This is a genomic window from Streptomyces sp. CB00316 (assembly GCF_001905595.1).
GTDB lineage: Bacteria > Actinomycetota > Actinomycetes > Streptomycetales > Streptomycetaceae > Streptomyces.
Genome location: NZ_LIXI01000009.1, coordinates 141,254 through 160,696 on the forward strand (window position 1 = coordinate 141,254; position 19,443 = coordinate 160,696).

Annotated in this window: 19 protein-coding genes; 5 read left to right on the plus strand and 14 right to left on the minus strand. The window is 72.7% G+C overall.

Features of this window, described 5'->3' with window-relative positions; genetic code table 11:
* Positions 1 to 26 precede the first annotated feature (26 nt).
* Both ureG and AMK21_RS24490 read left to right on the plus strand, forming a co-directional pair.
* On the plus strand, positions 27 to 704 hold the full coding sequence (gene ureG / locus AMK21_RS24485; protein ID WP_073881329.1) for an urease accessory protein UreG: 678 nt from the start codon (positions 27 to 29) through the stop codon (positions 702 to 704).
* Positions 701 to 1,489, plus strand: a complete 789-nt coding sequence (locus AMK21_RS24490) for an urease accessory protein UreD (RefSeq protein ID WP_073881330.1) — start codon at positions 701 to 703, stop codon at positions 1,487 to 1,489. The genes ureG and AMK21_RS24490 overlap by 4 nt, the downstream gene beginning before the upstream one ends.
* A gap of 143 nt (positions 1,490 to 1,632) precedes the next feature.
* Here the strand turns inward: AMK21_RS24490 and AMK21_RS24495 are convergent, their stop codons facing one another.
* The 7 genes from AMK21_RS24495 to AMK21_RS24525 all read right to left on the minus strand — a co-directional run bounded on the left by AMK21_RS24495 (position 1,633) and on the right by AMK21_RS24525 (position 8,093).
* On the minus strand, positions 1,633 to 2,664 hold the full coding sequence (locus AMK21_RS24495; protein WP_073881331.1) for an NAD-dependent epimerase/dehydratase family protein: 1,032 nt from the start codon (positions 2,662 to 2,664) through the stop codon (positions 1,633 to 1,635).
* A gap of 86 nt (positions 2,665 to 2,750) precedes the next feature.
* Positions 2,751 to 3,467 (minus strand): lysophospholipid acyltransferase family protein, encoded by a 717-nt coding sequence (locus tag AMK21_RS24500; protein ID WP_073881332.1) that lies wholly within the window; start codon positions 3,465 to 3,467, stop codon positions 2,751 to 2,753.
* Between the two features lie 172 nt (positions 3,468 to 3,639).
* Entirely contained in the window at positions 3,640 to 3,798 is a 159-nt protein-coding gene (locus AMK21_RS35535) for a hypothetical protein (RefSeq protein WP_199863278.1), read from the minus strand.
* A 66-nt stretch (positions 3,799 to 3,864) separates the two neighbouring features.
* Entirely contained in the window at positions 3,865 to 4,812 is a 948-nt protein-coding gene (locus tag AMK21_RS24510; RefSeq protein ID WP_073881334.1) for a cytochrome c oxidase assembly protein, read from the minus strand.
* 110 nt (positions 4,813 to 4,922) lie between these two features.
* Complete coding sequence (locus AMK21_RS24515; protein ID WP_073881335.1) at positions 4,923 to 5,948, minus strand: 6-phosphofructokinase; 1,026 nt, start codon at positions 5,946 to 5,948, stop codon at positions 4,923 to 4,925.
* A gap of 143 nt (positions 5,949 to 6,091) precedes the next feature.
* Positions 6,092 to 6,820 carry a type 1 glutamine amidotransferase gene (locus AMK21_RS24520; RefSeq protein WP_073881336.1) on the minus strand — a complete coding sequence of 243 codons (729 nt, stop codon included), beginning with the start codon at positions 6,818 to 6,820 and terminating at the stop codon, positions 6,092 to 6,094.
* Between the two features lie 34 nt (positions 6,821 to 6,854).
* Entirely contained in the window at positions 6,855 to 8,093 is a 1,239-nt protein-coding gene (locus AMK21_RS24525) for a Mur ligase family protein (protein ID WP_073881337.1), read from the minus strand.
* Between the two features lie 114 nt (positions 8,094 to 8,207).
* Here AMK21_RS24525 and def point away from each other — a divergent pair, with 114 nt between their 5' ends.
* Entirely contained in the window at positions 8,208 to 8,759 is a 552-nt protein-coding gene (gene def / locus AMK21_RS24530; protein ID WP_073881338.1) for a peptide deformylase, read from the plus strand.
* Here def and AMK21_RS24535 read toward each other — a convergent pair.
* Complete coding sequence (locus AMK21_RS24535) at positions 8,756 to 9,439, minus strand: TetR family transcriptional regulator (protein ID WP_073881339.1); 684 nt, start codon at positions 9,437 to 9,439, stop codon at positions 8,756 to 8,758. The genes def and AMK21_RS24535 overlap by 4 nt on opposite strands.
* 186 nt (positions 9,440 to 9,625) lie before the next feature.
* Between AMK21_RS24535 and AMK21_RS24540 the strand changes: the two genes are divergently transcribed.
* A complete protein-coding gene (locus AMK21_RS24540) occupies positions 9,626 to 10,852 on the plus strand; it encodes an acyl-CoA dehydrogenase family protein (protein ID WP_073881340.1) in 1,227 nt (408 codons plus the stop codon).
* Between the two features lie 75 nt (positions 10,853 to 10,927).
* Here AMK21_RS24540 and AMK21_RS24545 read toward each other — a convergent pair whose 3' ends face one another.
* Together AMK21_RS24545 and AMK21_RS24550 are read right to left on the minus strand one after the other, a co-directional pair.
* Positions 10,928 to 11,416 carry a glutathione peroxidase gene (locus AMK21_RS24545; RefSeq protein WP_073881487.1) on the minus strand — a complete coding sequence of 163 codons (489 nt, stop codon included), beginning with the start codon at positions 11,414 to 11,416 and terminating at the stop codon, positions 10,928 to 10,930.
* A gap of 51 nt (positions 11,417 to 11,467) precedes the next feature.
* Positions 11,468 to 11,992, minus strand: a complete 525-nt coding sequence (locus AMK21_RS24550) for a GNAT family N-acetyltransferase (protein ID WP_073881341.1) — start codon at positions 11,990 to 11,992, stop codon at positions 11,468 to 11,470.
* A 199-nt stretch (positions 11,993 to 12,191) separates the two neighbouring features.
* Here AMK21_RS24550 and AMK21_RS24555 point away from each other — a divergent pair, with 199 nt between their 5' ends.
* Complete coding sequence (locus tag AMK21_RS24555) at positions 12,192 to 12,440, plus strand: DUF6011 domain-containing protein (protein WP_107429984.1); 249 nt, start codon at positions 12,192 to 12,194, stop codon at positions 12,438 to 12,440.
* A 7-nt stretch (positions 12,441 to 12,447) separates the two neighbouring features.
* Here AMK21_RS24555 and AMK21_RS35170 read toward each other — a convergent pair whose 3' ends face one another.
* The 4 genes from AMK21_RS35170 to AMK21_RS24575 are packed head-to-tail and all read right to left on the minus strand — an operon-like array spanning position 12,448 to position 19,394.
* Positions 12,448 to 15,876, minus strand: coding sequence for an SAV_2336 N-terminal domain-related protein (locus tag AMK21_RS35170; protein ID WP_073881342.1), 3,429 nt, complete (start codon positions 15,874 to 15,876; stop codon positions 12,448 to 12,450).
* Between the two features lie 2 nt (positions 15,877 to 15,878).
* Positions 15,879 to 16,829, minus strand: coding sequence for an AAA family ATPase (locus tag AMK21_RS24565; RefSeq protein WP_073881343.1), 951 nt, complete (start codon positions 16,827 to 16,829; stop codon positions 15,879 to 15,881).
* On the minus strand, positions 16,826 to 18,997 hold the full coding sequence (locus AMK21_RS24570) for a trypsin-like peptidase domain-containing protein (protein ID WP_073881344.1): 2,172 nt from the start codon (positions 18,995 to 18,997) through the stop codon (positions 16,826 to 16,828). Before AMK21_RS24570 ends, AMK21_RS24565 begins: the two co-directional genes overlap by 4 nt.
* Before the next feature lies 1 nt (position 18,998).
* Positions 18,999 to 19,394, minus strand: coding sequence for a CU044_2847 family protein (locus AMK21_RS24575; RefSeq protein WP_073881345.1), 396 nt, complete (start codon positions 19,392 to 19,394; stop codon positions 18,999 to 19,001).
* Between the last annotated feature and the right edge of the window lie 49 nt (positions 19,395 to 19,443).

Consider the following 19,443-nt stretch of genomic DNA (forward strand, 5'->3'; position numbering starts at 1 on the left):
CCGCCCGAAGAAACAGGAGAAGCACCATGCACCTCGGCCACACCCACGACGGTCCCGCCGCAGTCGGCGCCGACGCCACCCGCCCCGACGGCACCCGGCGCGCCCTGCGCATCGGCCTCGGCGGCCCCGTCGGCTCCGGCAAGACGGCCACCGTCGCCGCCCTCTGCCGCGAGCTGCGCGACCGGCTGTCCATCGCCGTCGTCACCAACGACATCTACACCCGCGAGGACGCCGACTTCCTCCTGACCAACGCCGTCCTGCCGCCCGAGCGGATCCAGGCCGTCGAGACCGGCGCCTGCCCGCACACCGCGATCCGTGACGACATCTCCGCCAACCTCGAAGCCGTCGAGGACCTGGAGGACGCGGTGGGCCCGCTCGACCTGGTCCTGGTGGAGTCCGGCGGCGACAACCTCACCGCCACCTTCTCCAAGGGCCTCGTCGACGCCCAGGTCTTCGTCATCGACGTGGCGGGCGGCGACGACATCCCGCGCAAGGGCGGTCCCGGCGTCACCACCGCCGATCTCCTCGTCATCAACAAGACCGACCTCGCCCCCTACGTCGGCTCCGACCTCCAGCGGATGGCCCGGGACGCCAAGGAGCAGCGCGGCGAACTCCCCGTACTCTTCACCTCGTTGACCTCAGCCGAAGGCGTCGGACCGGTCGCCGACTGGGTGCGGGCGCAGCTCGCCGCCTGGACCGCATGAGCGTCCGCGCCACCGCCCGCCTCCGCGCCGTCCCCGACGGCCGCGGCGGGACGGCCCTGCCCCTCCTGGAGAGCGCCGGACCCCTCGCCCTTCGCCGCACCCGCTCACCGCTCCCCGGATACGCCCGGGCCACCGTCGTCGGCGCCATGAGCGCGCCCCTCAACGGCGACAGGCTGACCCTGGAGGCGGAGGCCGCCGACGGCGCACACCTCACCGTCGACGCGGCGGCGGCCACCGTGGCGCTGCCGGGCGCGCGGACCGGTGGCGAGCCGTCGACGTACACCGTGAACCTGAGCGTGGGGGAGGAGGCCACCCTGCGCTGGCTCCCCGAACAGCTCATCTCCGCCCACGGCAGCGACCTCCACCAGACCACCCACGTCGAACTGGCCCCCGCAGCACGCCTGTTGCTCCGCGAGGAACAGATCCTCGGCCGCCACGACGAACCCACCGGAGCCCTCACCACCCGCCTCACCGTCCGCCGCGCGGGCCGCCCGCTCCTGGATCAGCAACTCGCCTACGGACCCGGCGCCCCCGGCGGCTGGGACGGCCCGGCCGTCCTCGGCGGCCACCGAGCGGTCGGCCAACTCCTCCTGGCCGAACCGTCCTTCGAGGACGCCCCGCTCCCCGCCCGCATCCTCGGACCGACCGCCGCCCTCACTCCGCTCGCCGGTCCCGCAGTCCTCGTCACAGCGGTGGCCGCCGACGCCCGCCTGCTGCGCGAGATCCTGGACGAGGCGATGCACGAGCTGCTGGGCGGCCTCGAAGCGGACGCCGGCAACGGCTGAGTCCGCTCAGCGCCCCCTGCGTCAACGAGCGGGTGGACACCTACTGCTCACCGGGAAGACCGACCGGCGCGATGTGACGTGCACCCCCGCATCCCACGCGGAAGCCGTAGGACACCGATGTGGCGCACGGCCGGGGCCCGCGATCAGCGACCGCCCCGGTCGTACGCCTCCAGCCACGCGTCCTCCGCCGCATAGTCGAAAAGCACCTCCCCGTAGTTCCGCGCCATCTTCGGGAAGGCCTCCCGCCAGTCCCGCCCCGCCAGCTCCCCGGCGAGCCACTCGACGGTCTCCGGCAGCGACTCCACGTACCCCGTCACCGGCCGGTACCCGAGCGCCCGCTTTGCCGCCGTCATGTCGTACACGACGGGATGCGTCCCGCTCCACGGTGTCTCGCCCACGTGCCCCTCGGGCGCCGGACCGTCGACCAGGACCGTCTCCGTCCCCCGGCCGAGCACCGCGTCGATCGCCGTCCCGATCTCGGCGGCCGTGGGGGCCTGCGGGTCCGCCGCGTTGAGCACCCGTGAGCCGGGGCGGCGGGCGGCCAGCCGGATCAGCTCGGCCGCGTTCGCGACGTGGACCGGGTGGAAGCGGCTCTCGCCGCCGTACGCGAGCACGCGCCGCCGGCGCCCGTCCAGCAGTCGCTTCACGAAGTACAGCTCGCGCGGTGTGCGGCAGTACGGGCCGTGGATCGCGCCCGCCCGCAGCAGGGTCACCGGCAGCGCGTCACCCGCCGCCAGCAGCTCACGCTCCAGCAGCACCTTCCGGGTCCCGTACGTCGTCTCGCCCGGCTCCACCGTGCGCTGGCTCTCCGGCAGCGGCACCGGATAGCGGGGGAAGCCGTCGGGCTGTTCCTGGGTGTCGAAGCTGCGGCCCCGGTCGTCCTCGTACACCGCGCCGCTGGAGATCACGACCGCCGAACCGACCCGCCCGGTGAGCGAAGCCAACTGCCGTGCGTGCGTCCCGTCGAACGCCACCATGTCGACCAGGACGTCGCAGCCCTCGCCGAGCGCCTTCTCCAGCGCGCCCTCCTCGTCCCGGTCGAGGGCCAGGGTGCGGACCCCGTCACCCCACCGCTCGTCCCGGCCGCCGCCGCGCGATACGGCGGTCACCTCCCAGCCGTCCCCGGCGAGCGCGCTCACCGCGGCCCGCCCGATCTGTCCCGACGCTCCCAGCACCCACGCGTGTCCCTGGTTCATGGTGACGACGCTAGGGGGAGCGGGCCGGAGGGGACCAGCCCGCTCTGCCGGTGGCGAATCCGCCGTCAGCGTCGCAGCTTGGGGAACTTCCTCGGCGGCGCGGCCTCCTGCTCGGCGGCCTTCGCCTTCGCCGCGTACTCGTCGACGTACTCCTGGCCGGAGAGCTCGAGGATCGCGTACATGATCTCGTCCGTCACGGCCCGGATCGCGGCCTTCTGGTTCTCCATGCCCGCGTAGCGCGAGAAGTCCAGCGGCTCACCGAACCGGATCGCGACCTGCTTGACCTTCGGGAGCCTCTGGCCGGGCGGCTGGATCTCGAACGTACCGAGCATGGCGCACGGGATCACCGGCACCTGTGCGGTGATCGCCATGACCGCCACCCCGACCTTGCCCTTGTAGAGCCGGCCGTCATGCGAGCGGGTGCCCTCGGGGTAGATCCCCAGCAGCTCGCCCTTGCCCAGCACACCCAGGCCCTCGCGGATGGCCGCCTGGCCGACGTCCTTGCCCGAGCGGTCCACCGGGATCTGGCCCGCGCTGCGGAAGAACGTGGCGGTGAGCCTGCCCTTGATTCCCGGGCCGGTGAAGTATTCGGCCTTCGCGAGGAAGGTGATGCGCCGCTTGATGATGGCGGGCATGAGGAAGTGGTCGGAGAAGGAGAGATGGTTTCCCGCGACGATCGCCGCGCCGTCCTCCGGGATGTTCTCCAGCCCTTCGATCCGAGGGCGGAACAGCACCCGCAGCACGGGCCCCAGCACGACATATTTCAGGATGTAGTAGAACACCTTGTGGGTGCACCTCGCTCTGCCGGGCCGGCGTCAGGGCTGCGTTCTGCCAGGTCATGGTCGTGCCGGGGACCGTCAGTGTAGGTCCCCGGTATCGCCGTGCGACCGTGGCGAACCGGTCACCCGCCTCGTACCCCGCCGCCGGGCCCGTCAGGCGTGTCCGCCGCGACGGTCAGGTGTCCTGGGTGGCCAGCATGCCGAGGGTGCAGAGCCCCAGCACCACCCAGCCGAACCAGAGCCAGCCACTGCTGCCCAGGGCCACCGTGTAGGCCGTCACCGTGACCAGCGCCCCGATGGTCAGATATCCCATGGTCTTCGTCGATCCGGACATGCGCGTACCCTCCTCGTCGGCCGCGCGGCCGTTCACCCCATGGTCACCCCGACAGCACCCCTGGCGCTACTGTCGCGCCTGCAATGACGCCAGATAGGCGTTGTACGCCGCCAGCTCCTTGTCGCCGTCGCGGTCGGCGGCGCGGTCCGAGCGCTTGGCCGTGCGCTGCTCGGAGCGGTACCACTGGTAGACCAGCGCGATCAGCACCAGTACCGAGGGGATCTCGCTGAACGCCCACGCGATGCCGCCGGCCCAGTTCTGGTCGCTGAGGGCGTCGATGCCGAGGGACGCGGGCGGGTTCTCGTACGTCCTGACCATCGGCGTGCTCGCCATCATCAGGGCGATCCCGAAGAACGCGTGGAACGGCATTCCGGCGAACAGCTCCAGCATCCGCATCACGTAGCCGGGCCGGTGCGGGCCCGGGTCGACGCCCATGATCGGCCAGAAGAAGACCAGGCCGACGGCGAGGAAGTGCACCATCATCCCGATGTGGCCGGGCTTGGAGCCCATGAGGAAGTCGAAGACCGGCGTGAAGTACAGCGCGTACAGGCTCGCGATGAAGAGGGGAATCGTGAACGCCGGATGCGTGATGATCTTCATGTACCGGCTGTGCAGCAGCTTCAGGAGCAGCTCGCGTGGTCCGGTCCGGCCGCGGGCGGCGGGCGGCAGCGCGCGCAGCGCCAGCGTCACCGGGGCGCCCAGCAGCAGCAGGATCGGCGACAGCATGCTGATCACCATGTGCTGCACCATGTGCACGCTGAACATGACCATGCCGTAGTCGTTGAGCTTGGTGCACATCACCAGGGCGACGCTCAGCACGCCCACGGTGAAGAAGACGATCCGGTTGACCGGCCAGCCGTCCCCGCGGCGACGCAGCCGCGCCACGCCGTACCCGTACAGGGCGAGCGCCAGGACGCAGCCGGTCAGGAAGAACGGGTCGGGCGAGAGCTCCAGCCCCCGTCCCAGCGTGAACGGCGGCAGATCCATGTTCATGCCGTGCCCGCTGTGATCCATCTGTCCACTCCCGATGGGGACACGTCCCCGTTTCGTGCCGGTTGTCCGGTACAGCGTAGAACTGCCCCCGGCCGCGGTTGCGGCCGGGGGCAGTTCTCGACGACGTGTCTCTAGAGCACGCACTCCGCCTCGGCGTACCGCTCGGCCGGGACCGTCTTCAGCGTCTCGACGGCCTCAGCCAGCGGGACCATCACGATGTCGGTGCCGCGCAGCGCGGTCAGCATCCCGAACTCGCCCCGGTGCGCCGCCTCCACCGCGTGCCAGCCGAACCGGGTAGCCAGGACGCGGTCGTACGCGGTCGGCGTGCCGCCGCGCTGGACGTGGCCGAGGATGACCGGGCGGGCCTCCTTGCCGAGCCGCTGCTCCAGCTCACCGGAGAGCTGCGTGGCCACCCCGGCGAACCGCTCGTGGCCGTAGATGTCCTTGACGCCCTGCTCGAACTGCATGGAGCCCGCACGCGGCTTGGCGCCCTCGGCGACCACCACGATGGCGAACTTCTTGCCCGCCGAGAAGCGCTTGCCGACCAGCTCGGTCAGCTCGTCGATGTCGAAGGGGCGCTCGGGCACCACGATCGCGTGGGCGCCGGCCGCCATACCGGAGTGCAGGGCGATCCAGCCGGTGTGACGGCCCATGACCTCGACGATCAGCACGCGCTGGTGCGATTCGGCGGTGGTCTTGAGGCGGTCCAGTGCCTCGGTCGCGACACCCACGGCGGTGTCGAAGCCGAAGGTGACGTCGGTGGAGGCGATGTCGTTGTCGATGGTCTTGGGGACGCCGACGATGGGCAGCCCCGCCTCGGAGAGGAGGTTGGCCGCCTTCAGCGTGCCCTCGCCGCCGATCGGGATGATGGCGTCCAGGCCGAGGTCGGCGACATGGCCGCGGGCCCGCTCCACACCGTCGCGCAGATGCGCGGGCTGGACTCGGGAGGAGCCGAGGATCGTGCCGCCGCGGGCCAGGATGCCGCCGACCGCGTCGAGGTCGAGCTTGCGGTAGTCGGCCTCCAGCAGGCCCTTCCACCCGTCGTGGAAGCCGATGACCTCGTCGCCGTGGTCCACCACCGCGCGGTGCACGACGGAACGGATGACGGCGTTGAGGCCGGGGCAGTCGCCGCCGGAGGTGAGTACGCCAATGCGCATGGCCCGGAAACCTTTGCAACGTTGAGTCGACGACCGGACCACGTCGTCCGGTTGGATCCCCGCCACCCTACCGGCGCAGGGTGGCGGGACCGAACCGTGCGTCCGCCTGCTGGACTCCGCTCAACCGAGCGGAAAACCCCTCATCAGGCGGGCTGCGTCGCCGAGGCGATCCGCTCCGCGCGCAGCGCCTCGTACCAGCGGTCGTCCGTGGGCGGCAGCGCGTTCACATCGAGCGCCAGCTTCAGCAGGTGGTCGGCGATCTGCGGGTTGCGGGCCATAACGGGGCCGTGCATGTACGTCCCGAAGACCGTGTCGTTGTACGCGCCCTCCGTGCCGTCCCCCGTCCCGTTGCCCCGCCCGAACCGCACCCGGGCGAACGGCCGTGCCGTCGGGCCGAGATGGGTGACGCCCTGGTGGTTCTCGAACCCGGTCAGCGCCTCCAGACCGAGGTGCGGGTCGATGTCCGCCAGTACGTCGCCGACGCACCGGGCGCCTTCGCCGCGGGTCGAGACCACGTCGAGGAGGCCGAGACCCTGCTCGCGCTCACCGAGGTCGTTGACGAACTCGTGGCCGAGGATCTGGTATCCCGCGCAGACCGAGAAGATGATCGCGCCGTTGGACGCGGCCCGGCTCAGCCCGCCGTCGCGGCGCAGCCGCTCCGCCGCGAGGCGCTGGGGCCGGTCCTCCCCGCCGCCGATTAGATAGATGTCACCGGACGTCGGCACCGGCTGGTCGCTGCGCACGTCGACGCGCTGCACGTCCAGACCGCGCTGCCGGGCCCGCCGCTCCACGACCAGGGCGTTGCCCTGGTCGCCGTAGGTGCTGAGCAGGTCGGGGTAGACCCAGACCAGACGCAGACCGTTGTTGCTCATGCTTCGTCCTCTCCGGAGGTGGCCGGGGCCGGGGTCAGTTGCCGACACGACGGCGCAGATCCTGGAAGGCGGTGTAGTTGGCGATGACCTCGATGCGGCCGGGCGGGGAGTACTGCACGGCCTCGTCGAGCGTTTCGCAGACCCGGAAGTCGAGCCCCGCCACTTCGAGGCGGACCGCGAGGTCCAGCTTGCGGTCGCCGAGTACGAAGATGGGGTGACCGGCCAGCTGGGTGTAGTCCACGTCCCAGAGCCAGGACGTGTCCGTGCCGTCCGCGCCACGGGCGTTGACGGAGAGGATCACCGGCGTCGGCGGCGGGTCGATCAGCGAGAAGGTCTCCAGCCAGCCGGCCGGGTTCTTCGCCAGCAGCAGGCGCAGCTCGCGGTTGTGGAAGGTGACGACGTCGTACCGTCCGGCAACGGCCTGCACCTGGTACATGCGCTCCAGCGCGACCTGCGGCGGCACACCGAAGACGGCGGCGACGGCGGCCGAACTGGTGGCGTTCGCCTTGTTGGCACGGCCGGGCAGCTGGAGGTGGATCGGCCAGGCCGAGCCGTGCGGGTCGAGGACGTAGTCGCCGTTGAGCGCCCAGCTCGGGGCGGGGCGGCGGAAGCCGCACTGCCCGCAGAACCAGTCCTCGCCGGGGCGCTGCATCACACCGCCGCAGGACGGGCAGGACCAGGCGTCGTCCTTCCACGCCTGACCGGCCGCCACCCACACCACGTTGGGCGAGGAGGAGGCCGCCCAGACGACCAGCGGGTCGTCCGCGTTGGCGATGATCACGGCCTTGGAGCCGGAGAGGCCCTCGCGCCAGTGCTCGGCCATCATCCGGGTCTCCGCCGCGCGGTCCAGCTGGTCGCGGGAGAGGTTGAGCAGCGCGATCGCCTTGGGGGTGGTGTCCCGGGCGACGCCGGCGAGATACTTCTCGTCGACCTCGATCACGCCGAACTTCGCGTCCGAGCCGCCGGCCAGCGCCGAGGTGATGCCCGCCGGCATGTTCGCGCCGAGCGCGTTCGACACGACGGGCCCCGCGGCCCCCAGTGCCTCGGCGATCAGCCGGGTCGTCGTCGTCTTGCCGTTCGTCGCCGACACGAGGATCACGTCCAGGTGCTGCGCCAGCCGCCCCAGCAGGTCGGGGTCGAGTTTGAGCGCCACCCGGCCGCCGATCACCGATCCGCTGCCCCGCCCCGCGGCGCGTGACACCGCCGCCGCGGCCTTGCCCGCCGTCACGGCCAGCTTGGCCCGCGGCGACAACGGCTCCGTGTTGCCTGCCATCGTCCTAGATCCTCCTTGCATCGGTCCGCGCCCAGCCTATCGATGTCCGGCGCGGCGACCGCACCGCGGCACCACGGGAACTCACCGGCCGTGGCGGAACGTACGCTTGCCGCCATGCGAAACCGCCCGATCCCCGGCAGTTCCGGACTCGTCCGTGAGATGAGTCTGCTCGGCGACCCGTTGCTCCACCGTGCCTGTGAGGACGTCACGGAGTTCGGGCCTTCGCTCGCGAGACTGGTCGAGGACATGTTCGCCACGATGTACGCCGCGCAGGGTGTCGGGCTCGCCGCCAACCAGATCGGCGTCCCGCTCAGAGTGTTCGTCTACGACTGCCCGGACGACGACGACATCCGTCATCTGGGACACGTCGTCAACCCCGAACTCGTCGAGGCGGACGGACTCACCGTACGCGGACCGGAGGGCTGTCTGTCACTTCCGGGTCTGGAAGCGGGCACGGAACGCTTCGACCACGCGGTGGTCGAAGGCTTCACGATGACGGGTGAGCCGGTGCGGATCGTGGGGGCGGGATGGTTCGCCCGGTGTCTCCAGCACGAGTGCGACCACCTGGAGGGGGTGGTCTACACCGACCGGCTGACCGGACTGCGGAGGTCCCGGGCGCTGCGGGCGGCGCGCCGGGCGCCGTGGGCCCGCAGGGGCACCCCCTAGAACCCCGGGCCGCCCTTGAGGTCGCGGTCGCCGGCCTCCGCCAGCCGACCCCACAGCAGGTCGGCGAGGCTGCGCACCAGCCGCTCGCGGGAGCAGGGCCGGTCGGCGAGCCACCAGTCGCCCGCCGCGTGCATCATGCCGACGATGCCGTGGCCCCAGATGCGCGCCATCTGCTCGCCGTCCGGCCCCAGGTCCACCCGTTCGACGATCACCTGGCCCAGCTCCTCGCCGAGGCGGCGCAGCAGCGGGGCGGAGTGGCGGCCGACGTCGAAGCCCTGCTCGGTGGAGAGGGCGGCCTCCACGGAGGTGGCGGAGTCGGCCGCTCCGTCGGCGGGATGCATCAGGAAGCGGTAGACCTGGGGGCGGGCCTCGATCGCGGCGAGATAGGTGTCGAGCGTGGCCTCTACCCGTGCGCGGCGCTCGGCGGGGGCGTCCAGGGCCGCGCGCAGGGCGCTGAGGAGGGCGTCGGTGTGGCGTTTGGCCAGCGCGCGGTAGAGGCCGCCCTTGTCCCCGAAGTGGCGGTAGAGGATGGGCTTGGTGATCCCGGCCTCGGCGGCGATCGCGTTCATCGACGCCTGCGGGCCGTCCCTGAGCACCACCCGGTCCGCTGCTTCGAGCAGTTCGCGGCGGCGGGCCTCGGCCGCTGTCCGCTGTCGCTCGGCGCCGCGTGTGCTCTCCATGTCGTCTCTCCCACCCCTGGCCGTGCAATTTCTTCACGTCTGCTTCTTCGCGCCTGCGCAACGTAACACCACGCCCGGCGCCCTTGTCGATCAGCTCCGGAGCGGTTGACAGCGGCTACTGTCCGGTAACAGACTGCGGTTACCGCAAGTAACGCATGCTTTTCACGGCAGTGCATGGAGGGGAACATGGCCCAGTTCACGCTCGATCTCAACGACGACCAGAAGCAGGTCCGTGACTGGCTTCACGGCTTCGCGGCGGATGTGATCCGCCCCGCGGCCTCGGAATGGGACGAGCGTGAGGAAACGCCCTGGCCCGTCATCCAGGAGGCGGCCAAGGTCGGCATCTACTCCCTCGATTTCTACGCCCAGCAGTTCTTCGACCCTACGGGTCTCGGCATCCCCATGGCCATGGAAGAGCTCTTCTGGGGTGACGCGGGTATCGCCCTCTCCATCGTCGGTACGGGCCTGGCGGCCGTCGGCGTCCTCGCCAACGGCACCGAGGAGCAGATCGGCACCTGGATCCCGCAGATGTACGGCGACGCGAACGACGTGAAGGTCGCCGCCTTCTGCTCCTCCGAGCCCGACGCAGGATCCGACGTCGCCTCGATGCGTACGCGCGCGGTCTACGACGAGGCCAAGGACGAGTGGGTCCTCAACGGGACCAAGACCTGGGCGACCAACGGCGGCATAGCCAACGTCCACGTGGTGGTCGCCGTCGTCGACGCGGACCTGGGCTCCAAGGGCCACGCCTCCTTCATCGTGCCGCCCGACACCCCCGGCCTCTCCCAGGGCCAGAAGTTCAAGAAGCACGGCATCCGGGCCTCGCACACCGCCGAGGTGGTCCTGGAGGACGTCCGTGTACCCGGCCACTGCCTGCTCGGCGGCAAGGAGAAACTCGACGAGCGGCTCGCCCGCGCCCGGGAGCGCGCCAAGTCCGGCGGCGAGCGGGTCAAGAACGCGGCGATGGCCACCTTCGAGGCCTCCCGCCCGGCCGTCGGCGCCATGGCGGTGGGCACCGCCCGAGCGGCGTACGAGGTCGCCCTCGACTACGCCAGGACGCGCAGCCAGTTCGGCCGCCCGATCATCGACAACCAGGGCATCGCCTTCCAGCTCGCCGACATGCGCACCCAGATCGACGCGGCCCGGCTGCTGGTCTGGCGCGCCTCCTGGATGGCGACCACCGGGAAGCCGTTCACCTCCGCGGAGGGCTCCATGTCGAAGCTCTACGCCAGCGAGACAGCCAAGAAGGTCACCGCGCAGGCCATCCAGATCCTCGGCGGCAACGGCTTCACCCGGGAGTACCCGGTGGAGCGGATGCACCGGGACGCCGCGATCTACACCATCTTCGAGGGCACCAGCGAGATCCAGCGCCTGGTGATCGCCCGCACGCTGTCGGGCATGCCGATCCGCTAGCGGACAGGCCACAAGAAGCGGACAGGCCGCAAAAAAGGGGGGCCGTCCTGGGACGGCCCCCCTTCACGCCACCGCTCAGCCGGGCAGCTGCGCCTCGACCGCCGCCACGACCTCCGTCGACTCCGGCTCGCTGCGCGGGCGGATCCGGGCCACCGGCTCACCGGCCGGCGAGATCACGAACTTCTCGAAGTTCCACTGGACGTCCCCGGCCTCCCCGTCCGCGTCCGCCAGCTTCGTCAGCTCCGCGTACAGCGGGTGCCGACCGGCCCCGTTGACCTCGATCTTCTCCAGGAGCGGGAAGGTGACGCCGTACGTCGTCGAGCAGAAGGTCTCGATCTCCTCGGCGCTCCCCGGCTCCTGCCCGGCGAACTGGTTGCACGGTACACCGAGCACGGTCAGGCCCCGGTCCCCGTACGTCTGCTGCAGCCGCTCCAGGCCCTCGTACTGCGGAGTGAGCCCGCACTTGGACGCCACGTTCACCAACAGGACGGTCCGGCCGCTCCAGGCGCCCAGGGTGGTCGGCTCACCGGCGAGGGTGTGCAGCGGAATGTCGTGCAGCGTCATGAAGCTCTCCCTGATCATCGCGTGCGTGGTGCCCATTGTGCCGCCCGCCGCTCATAGGGCGGCGAGCTCCTTGTAGTAGAAGGTGGTCGGCTTGAGGCTGCCCGCCGGGTCGGCCGCGTATCCCGGCACGGAGCCCACTTCCGTCCAGCCCGCCTTGCAGTAGACCTGCTCGGCCAGGCTGCCGCTCTCGGTGTCCAGGATCAGCAGGCTGATGCCCTCGACCCGCGCGTACGCCTCCACGGCGTCCAGCAGGCCCCGCCCGAGCCCCTGCCCGCGGGCGGCGGGGCGGACCATCAGCTTGGCGACCTCGGCGCGGTGGCGGGCGTTCGGCAGCGGCGCCCGGATCAGGGCGATCGTTCCGGCGACCCGGCCGCCCTCCCGGGCGATCCAGATGGAGACCTCCCCGGACTCCACGGCGCCCGCGCGCTCCCGCCACCAGGCGGCGGCCTTCTCCCGGTCCAGCGGGGCCAGGAAGCCCACCGAGGAGCCCTCCTCGACGGTCTCCACGAGCAGCTCGGCCATCTCATCGGCGTACGTGACCAGCTCGGGGCCGGACACGTGGACGATCTCGGTCATGCGCAAGGGTCCTTTCACAGCGGAACGGTCGGGAGGGGTACGGAGTCGGGGCCGGACGCCGACGTGATCCGGCTCCTGAGCCGTATCTCTCCTATCCGCATGGTGTCCCCGATATGCGGGAGGCGTCGACAGGGGAGAGGTGTCCACGCCACCGCCGCCCCCTCGGGCGGCCACGGGGCCGTACTGGGAGGATCGGGGCGTGGATACTCCCGATGCCTTCCCCGAACCGCTGCCCGGGGCCGACGGGGCCGCCGCACAGGACACGGCGGCCGAGGACGCCCCGCTCCGCCGCCTGATCCGCTGCCGCCTCTGCGGCCGCCCCCTCACCGGCGCGGACTCCCGCCGCACCGGTCTCGGCCCGTCCTGCGACGCCAAACTGCACCCCGCGCCGCCGGACATCCGCACCCGCCGCCACGAGGTCGAGCAGGACCCGCTGCCCGGCACCTGAACGGCGCTCAGCCGTCCGGGCCGTCCTCGGGCACCTCGTCCACCACTCGCGCGGCGAGCTCCAGGAAGGCCTTGACCGAGCGGGAGCGCAACCGCCCCACATCGACCACACCGCTGCTCGACAGATGGGGATCGAAGGGCACGAAGACGGGGCCGCCCGCGTTGGGGAACCGCATCCTGACCTCCCCGTCCCGGGCGATCACCGCCTCCATACCGCTGAGCCGGGTGGCTACGACGACGGTGTTCCGGCTCAGCGCCGGATATCCCAGCTCCTCCACGGTGTCCAGCGTGGCGCGCGCGGCCGTCAAGGAGTCGGCGCCGGTCGTGCAGCAGAGGACCAGCCGGTCCGTCGCGTCCAGCACGACCTGCGCCGACTCCTCCAGACGGGCCGGGGCCCAGTCCGTCAGGACGACGGGGTAGTGGCGGTCGGCGATGTCCAGCACACGGCGGTACTCGTCCGGGTACGCGGGACTGGCGCTCGAATGGGACGCGCTGTGCGCCAGCACCTCCAGGCCCGAGGGGAGTGGCGTGGTGAACCGCCGCACCGCCTCGTAGGGCGCGTCGACCGGAAGCGTCGTGAGGTCGCGGACCGTGGCCGGGTTCCTGCGCGCCAGCCTGGCGTACACCTCACCAGCGGCCGGGGCGCCGTCGAGCGCCAGCACCGGCCGGCCGCGCACGGCGGCGAGGACGGAGCCGAGCACATGGGTCGTCGTGATCCGCCCGCAGGAGTGGTGCGCCCCGACGACCGTGACCCGCCGGCTGTACGTGAGGGACCTGCCCGCGCGCTCCAGCATCTCCTGGGTCTCCCCCCGGCGGCGGAGTGCCGGAAGCCCGAGCGCCCGCGCGGCCGCCCGCGGTGACGACCGCGCCGCGGACGCCTCCTCGTGGACCGGCGGCCGGCGCGCCGCACCGCGCGCGCCCACCGTCCCGGCAACCGTGGCGCCGGAATCGGGCATGCGCTGCGAGACGACGGAGACATAGCGGGCCAGCACACCGGCCGTCTCACTGGCGGAGGGCCGCCGGGCGGGATCGGGATCCAGGCAGCGCAACACCTGGTCCCGCAGCGGCTGCCAGGAATCGCCCTGCCAGAGCTGCATGTCCTGCGAAGTGTGGAGCGCCGGCGTCCTCTTGGTGCTGATCAGCCGCAGCAGCTCACCCAGCTCCCGCACGCTGTCGGCCTGCGTCGGCGCCGGTCCGCTGCCGGCGTACTCACCGTCCACGGCACAGTCCGAGAGCCCGGCCAGCAGCACCGAGCGGCCGGTGACGATCACCGTGTCGGCGGTGAGCCGGGCCGGCACGAGCCCCTGCAGATGGCACAGGCTGAGGGCGCCGGCCAGATGCCAGCCCAGCGTCAGGCTGCCCAGGATGTCCAGCGCGGACTGGCGTCCGGGCGGCACCGCTCGGACCAGCTCCCGCAGCAGCGGCGGTTTCGCCTGACCGGAGCCGGGCGCCACCAGCTGCACCGCGATCCAGGCGGGCCGGTCCGTGAGCCCGGTGGCCAGCAGCGCGGGCGCGTAGCGGCCGTTCAGCCGCCGCAGCGCCTCCGCCTCCGTCGTCAGGAGCTGGGCCGTGGCCGCCGGCAGCTCCGGCCGGGCCACCCGCACGGCCGCGGTCCCGCCCTGGTCGTCCCGGCCGAGGTAGACCACCGTCCGGCTGCCCGGCCGCCGGCCCAGCAGCCGGTAGGGGCCCAGCCGTTCGGGGTCGGAGGGCAGCGTCGGCCCCCAGTCCCCGGGCCCGGACGCCTCCACCGCCGGCTCCTCCCCGAGGGCCGGGGACGGGTCGGCCCGGCGCGGCAGGGTCACCCCGAAACGGGCCAGCAGCCGCCGCTCCACGACCGTGAAGGAGCGGAAGGCGGCGGGGAGCCGCTCCACGCCGTCCGGATGCGCCAGCCAGGCCGGGAAGTCCGGTGAACGTCCCGCGAGCCGCTCCAGCGAGCGCCCGATGTCCCGGCTGGTGCGCAGCAGCTCGGCGCGCGGCACGGTGTCCAGCAAGGACCCCCTGACCTCCTCGTCGAAGTCGAAGACCCGGTGCTGGGCGGGGAGCGGCCCCGTCACCGGGGCCTCCACCTGCCGGAGCAGTCCGCCGAGGAACACCTCGGCCAGGTCCCCCGTCCCGGCCCGCCACGGGACGGCCGACTGCACCAGGCGCATGACCGGTACGGAGACCGGGGAGACGGCGGCCAGATGGGCGGCGAGGCGGTACGCCCCGGGGGTCGCCGCGTCCCGGAACGACTGCACCTCGCCCGCGGTGCGGGCCAGGCCGACCGCCGCGTGGAGCCTCGGCCGCGCCAGCAGGGGCAGCTCCACCGTCGTCCCCGGTGAGGTCAGCAGCCGGGCCCAGTCCCGGGCCGCCGCCGGAGAGGGCTCGAGCACCGGGACGGGGACCCCGGTGAAGTCCGCGAGACCGGCGGGTAGCACCCGGTCGGTGATCTCCCACGCGGCACTCGCGCCGCCCGGCCGGTGCGTCGTCGCCTGCCAGCGCTCCGCCTGGATCCCCGACCCCTCCCAGAGGTGCGGGGGCAGCGCGTGGACGAGGGCCACCGGACCGGCCTCCGCCCAGCCCTGGAGCACATCGTGCATGGAGCCCTGGCGCCAGGCCGCCCCCATCCCGTCGCTGACCACCATGATCAGGGTCTGTCCCGAGGGGTCGGTGACGACCGTCGCGGACATCCGGCCGCTGCCGGGATCGAAGGGGCGGCCGGTCAGCAGCGGAGGACCGGCACCCCGGGTGTCCAGGCCGAAGAAGCGCACGGAACGGAACGCGCCCAGCCGCTGCATCATGGTCCGCAGCTCGGCCGCCAGCCGGTGCCACAGCAACATGGAGAGGCCGTCGTCGACCACGAGCACCAGATCGAGCCAGCGCTCCCGGGCCGGCCGCATCACGACGTCCGGCAGCCCCGTCTCCGCCAGCAGGGCCGCGGTCGCCGCCTCGTCCAGTTGCCGGCGCCACCGGCTCGGCCGCTTCTGCTTCAGCGGGCGCAGCGCCCGGCCCAGGGCCAGCTCGTCGGCCAGCCCCTTGAACTCCGGTACGCGCAAGGGCAGGGCGGACCGTTCACGGGAGCGGGACCCGGCCGCCTCGAACCGGGGTGGTGGCGGCTGCGGGCGGGCGGCCGTACGCAGCGGCGCGGCGAACAGCTCGGGCGCGGCCCGGTCCGCCTGCTCGGTCTCCGCGGCCGGCGGGCCCGGCGGGCCGTCCGGGGCGGGCTCGGCGGCCGCGGCCCTCTCCCCGCAGGGGGCGGACCCGGACCGCTCCACGGCCAGGGTCCGGGCCAGCGGAAGTTCCGGGCCCGCCGGCAGCCGCCCGGCCAGCCACAGGACGTCGAGGACCTGCTGCGGGTCGAGGTCGTGCCCGGCGTCCCGTAACACCCGCAGGACGGACGCCAGTTTGTCGGCGTCCTCCTCCCGTGCCGGTCCGTCGGCCATCCCCTCCCCGGTCATGGTCAGACGGTCCCCGACAACTGGTGCAGCACCGCGTTCAGCAGCCCCTCGGCGTCCAGGTCGACCCCGCTGCCGCGCAGGAACACGGCGTTGAGCAACTGGTCGGTGGCCAGCTCACCCGGGGCCCGGCGCCGCAGGAAGGTCTGGAGCAGGTCGTCGATCTCCCGCAGCGCCTCCTCGCCCAGGTGCGCGGCGACGATGGCCCGCAGCTGCTCCTCGTCGGGCACCGGCAGATCAAGACGGACGCAGCGGCGCAGGAACGCCGCCGGGAAGTCCCGCTCACCGTTGCTGGTGATGATGACCACCGGGAACTCCGTGCAGTGCACCCTGCCGCGCTCCACCGTCGCGGTCCCGTCCCCGTCGGCCGTCAGCACCTCCACGGTCGCCTGCTCCTCGGGCAGCCGGATCAGCTCGGGTATGTCGAAGACGCCCTCCTCGAAGACGGTCAGCAGGTCGTTGGGGAGGTCGACATCGCCCTTGTCCATCTCGTCCACGAGCAGGGCGCGCGGCGAGGAGCCTGGCACCAGCGCCGTACCCAGCGGACCGAGGCGGATGAAGCTGCCGATGGAGGGCTCCGCCTCGCCCCGGTCGCGGCTCAGCGTGGTCTCCCGCAGCCGCCCGATCGCGTCGTACTGGTAGAGCGCGTCCTGCACGTTGGAGCGGCTGTTGACGGGCCAGCGCAGCAGCGTCCCCAGGCTCAGCTCATGGGCGACCGCCCGCGCCAGGGACGACTTGCCGGTGCCGGCCGGGCCGGTCACCAGCAGGGGGCGCCGCAGGTGCAGGGCGGCGTTGACCACGTCGGCGTGCTCGGCGGAGATGAGGTACGGAAGGGGCCCGCGGGCCAGCTCCGGCGTGCCGAACCGGCGCCACGGCGGCGCGCCGGGCATCGCCACCTCCCGCCGGACGCCGTCACCCCGGAAGATCCGCCAGTCCCCGGCCGTCGGTGTGCTCATCGGGTCTCCTGTGGTTCGGACAGCTGAAGCTGCGGAACGGTCCGGTCGGCGTCGGCCCAGGCCAGCACCGGGCGGCCGGGGAACTGCTCGGGTCCGTGCACGGTCTTGGCGCGGTAGGACCGCACGCCCTCGGGAAGCCGCCGGGTCGCCACCCGGGAGATGTGCTCGACGGCGGCGGACCCGCCGCTCCCGCTCCTGTCCCACACCACGACCGGCACCCCCATGGCCAGACACACCTGAACGATCTCGTCGCGCGGGCGAGGGGGAACGTCGACGGACACCCGGACCGCGTCGAGCCGGTCCAGCAGGGTGCCGTAGACCTCGCGGGGCTGGGCCGCCGCGTCGTCGAACCGCAGCGACGTGCCCGTGTCCAGCTGACGCCAGCGGCGCCGCCAGTCAGGGAGGAAACGTTCGTTGCGGCGCAGGAGTTCCGGGCAGTTGACGACCACCGGGTACTCCGCCCCCAGGACGCCCGGCACCACCCCGTCCGGCCCGAAGCACTCCCACTCGTCGATCGGCAGGTTGAGCCCGGCCCGGTCGACGAGGACCTCCACCAGCGGCCGACGGCCCTCCTGATCGTTGCGGTACAAGGATGCGAGGACCCGCAGCAGTTCGCCCGCGGCCTCCGTCCCGGAATAGGTGGCTCCGCCGTCCGACGGCATTTGCCGGTGCCCCGCCCCCTCGTCGCACCAGACGCGCAGCCGGAACCGGTCGCCGTCGGCCCGCACGACATGGGCCAGCAGCCGGGCGGGTCCGCCCGTCGAGGCGACCGCCGCAGCCCAGTCCCCGGCGTCCGAGCGCCGTTCGCCCAGCGCGGACCTCGGTATCCCCAGCCGGGCGGCCACGCCGTCGTTCCACAGCCGGAGCTCGGCGCGCTGCGCGGGCGACCCCAGCACGGCGACGTACTCCACCACCCGCAGCAGCGCGGGCACCCGCACGTCCTCGCCGTCGGCGCTGGTGCGGCTGTCGCCCTGCAGACACTCCAGGGCGTCCAGAAGGGCGTCGACCCCCACCGAACCCGGTTCCACCGGCAGCGGCGCGGCCAGCGGCAGCGCGGCCCTGACCGTCTCCGGCAGCCGGTCCAGCTGCTGCTCCGGCAGCGCGTCCAGGAGCGTGTGCAGCTTGCGGTACTCCCGTGGCGAGAGGAAGCGGTACGTGGGGGAGAGCGGCCCGACCGTGAGCAGATGCGCGACGACGCCCGGGTCCTGCCGCAGCACCTCGGTGAGCGCGGCGATCGCGCGTGGTTCGCCCACCAGCTGCCGGGCGAACTCCGCGGGCGTGGGAGCCGAACCGTCCTGAGGGGTGGAGAGGCCGAAACGCTCCGCCACCGCACGGCCCGTGTCGGCGCGCAGCACGGGTGAGGGCAGGGCCGCCTCGATCAGGTCCGTCAGCAGTTCCACCGCCGGGTCGTCGTCGGGCGCCCCCGCCACGGGGTCGAACAGGTGGCCGGCCCCGGCCGCCCGCAGCTCGTCCTCCACCCGCTGCCACGGGATGCACCAGCTCCGCCGCGCGATGTCCTGGGTGCTGAAGGCGTACGGGCGCCCGGTGGCGGGGTCGGCCGGCGGCATGATGTGCGCCGCGACGATGCCCACGACGGCACGCTCCGCACCCCACCAGACCGGTCCGCCACTGTAGGCGGGGCCGATCGGCATGCCCATCGGCTCGCCGTCCACGTACCCGATCACGTCGTCACAGGTCTTCACCCGGACGTCGGCGAACGAGCTCCGCAGATTGGTGGCGTGCCACGCACGCAGCGACTGGCCCTCCGCCATCCGCCGCCGCTGGGGCACCGCTACCTGCTCGGACCCCGGGACCTCCAATCGCAGCACCGCGAGGTCGCCGAGCCACTCCTGGTCCCGGTCCTCGCGGACCGGACCCCGCCCGTCCAGCCGGCGCGGCGCCACCCAGTGGGTGACCCGTCCGGCGTACCTGCGGGTGCTGTTGGCACCGTGCACCACGACCATCACCGTCCCGCGGGCCGGCAGCCCGGCCGCGAACATGTCCCGGCCCAGCGCGTCGTTGACCACGTGGGCGCAGGTCAGCAGATGACCGGCGGCCAGCATCACACCGGCGCCCGCCGTCCTCCCGTCGTCGGCGCGCAGCAGCGAAACCACGAAGCGCTGCGGATCGGCCGAGTCGGACGGGCCGGGCGCGGTGAACCAGCCCACGTCAGCCCGTGGGCCCGGCCGGCTGCCAGGTGGCGGAGACGGTGAGATGGGCCTGCCCGGCGGAGGTCACGACGCCGAGCTTCAGGTCGCCGCCCACCTGGATGCCGAAGGTGACGTTGACCTCCTGCGGCGGCCGGTCCGCGGACAGCACGGCGTCGTGGACCTCCTGGATCAGCGGTCCGAGCGGCTGCAGCGCGGTGCGCAGCGCGCCCGCCGCGAGTACGGCCGCGCGACGGCGCCCCCGGGCCACCGGAACGCTGCGCCCCATCCCCTCGGGAAGATCGTCCACCGGCTCGCCGGACCCTTCGGACGGGTCCGGCCGGGACTCCTCCGGGGCGGTCAGCTCGAAGCGGACCGCCGTACCGTCGGCCAGGAGTAGCTCCGCATAGTTCGACACCCCCACAGTGTGCCGGGGAATCGTCCGCCGGTCAGTGGATACACCCAAC

Excerpts from the sequence above, each read along its gene's own strand:
- AMK21_RS24510 (WP_073881334.1), bottom strand. The coding sequence starts at position 4,812 with ATGGATCACAGCGGGCACGGCATGAACATGGATCTGCCGCCGTTCACG.
- AMK21_RS35170 (WP_073881342.1), bottom strand. The coding sequence starts at position 15,876 with ATGACCGGGGAGGGGATGGCCGACGGACCGGCACGGGAGGAGGACGCC.
- def (WP_073881338.1), top strand. The coding sequence starts at position 8,208 with ATGCGAAACCGCCCGATCCCCGGCAGTTCCGGACTCGTCCGTGAGATG.
- AMK21_RS24515 (WP_073881335.1), bottom strand. The coding sequence starts at position 5,948 with ATGCGCATTGGCGTACTCACCTCCGGCGGCGACTGCCCCGGCCTCAAC.
- AMK21_RS24490 (WP_073881330.1), top strand. The coding sequence starts at position 701 with ATGAGCGTCCGCGCCACCGCCCGCCTCCGCGCCGTCCCCGACGGCCGC.
- AMK21_RS24565 (WP_073881343.1), bottom strand. The coding sequence starts at position 16,829 with ATGAGCACACCGACGGCCGGGGACTGGCGGATCTTCCGGGGTGACGGC.
- ureG (WP_073881329.1), top strand. The coding sequence starts at position 27 with ATGCACCTCGGCCACACCCACGACGGTCCCGCCGCAGTCGGCGCCGAC.
- AMK21_RS35535 (WP_199863278.1), bottom strand. The coding sequence starts at position 3,798 with ATGTCCGGATCGACGAAGACCATGGGATATCTGACCATCGGGGCGCTG.
- AMK21_RS24525 (WP_073881337.1), bottom strand. The coding sequence starts at position 8,093 with ATGGCAGGCAACACGGAGCCGTTGTCGCCGCGGGCCAAGCTGGCCGTG.
- AMK21_RS24550 (WP_073881341.1), bottom strand. The coding sequence starts at position 11,992 with ATGACCGAGATCGTCCACGTGTCCGGCCCCGAGCTGGTCACGTACGCC.
- AMK21_RS24535 (WP_073881339.1), bottom strand. The coding sequence starts at position 9,439 with ATGGAGAGCACACGCGGCGCCGAGCGACAGCGGACAGCGGCCGAGGCC.
- AMK21_RS24545 (WP_073881487.1), bottom strand. The coding sequence starts at position 11,416 with ATGACGCTGCACGACATTCCGCTGCACACCCTCGCCGGTGAGCCGACC.
- AMK21_RS24520 (WP_073881336.1), bottom strand. The coding sequence starts at position 6,820 with ATGAGCAACAACGGTCTGCGTCTGGTCTGGGTCTACCCCGACCTGCTC.
- AMK21_RS24540 (WP_073881340.1), top strand. The coding sequence starts at position 9,626 with ATGGCCCAGTTCACGCTCGATCTCAACGACGACCAGAAGCAGGTCCGT.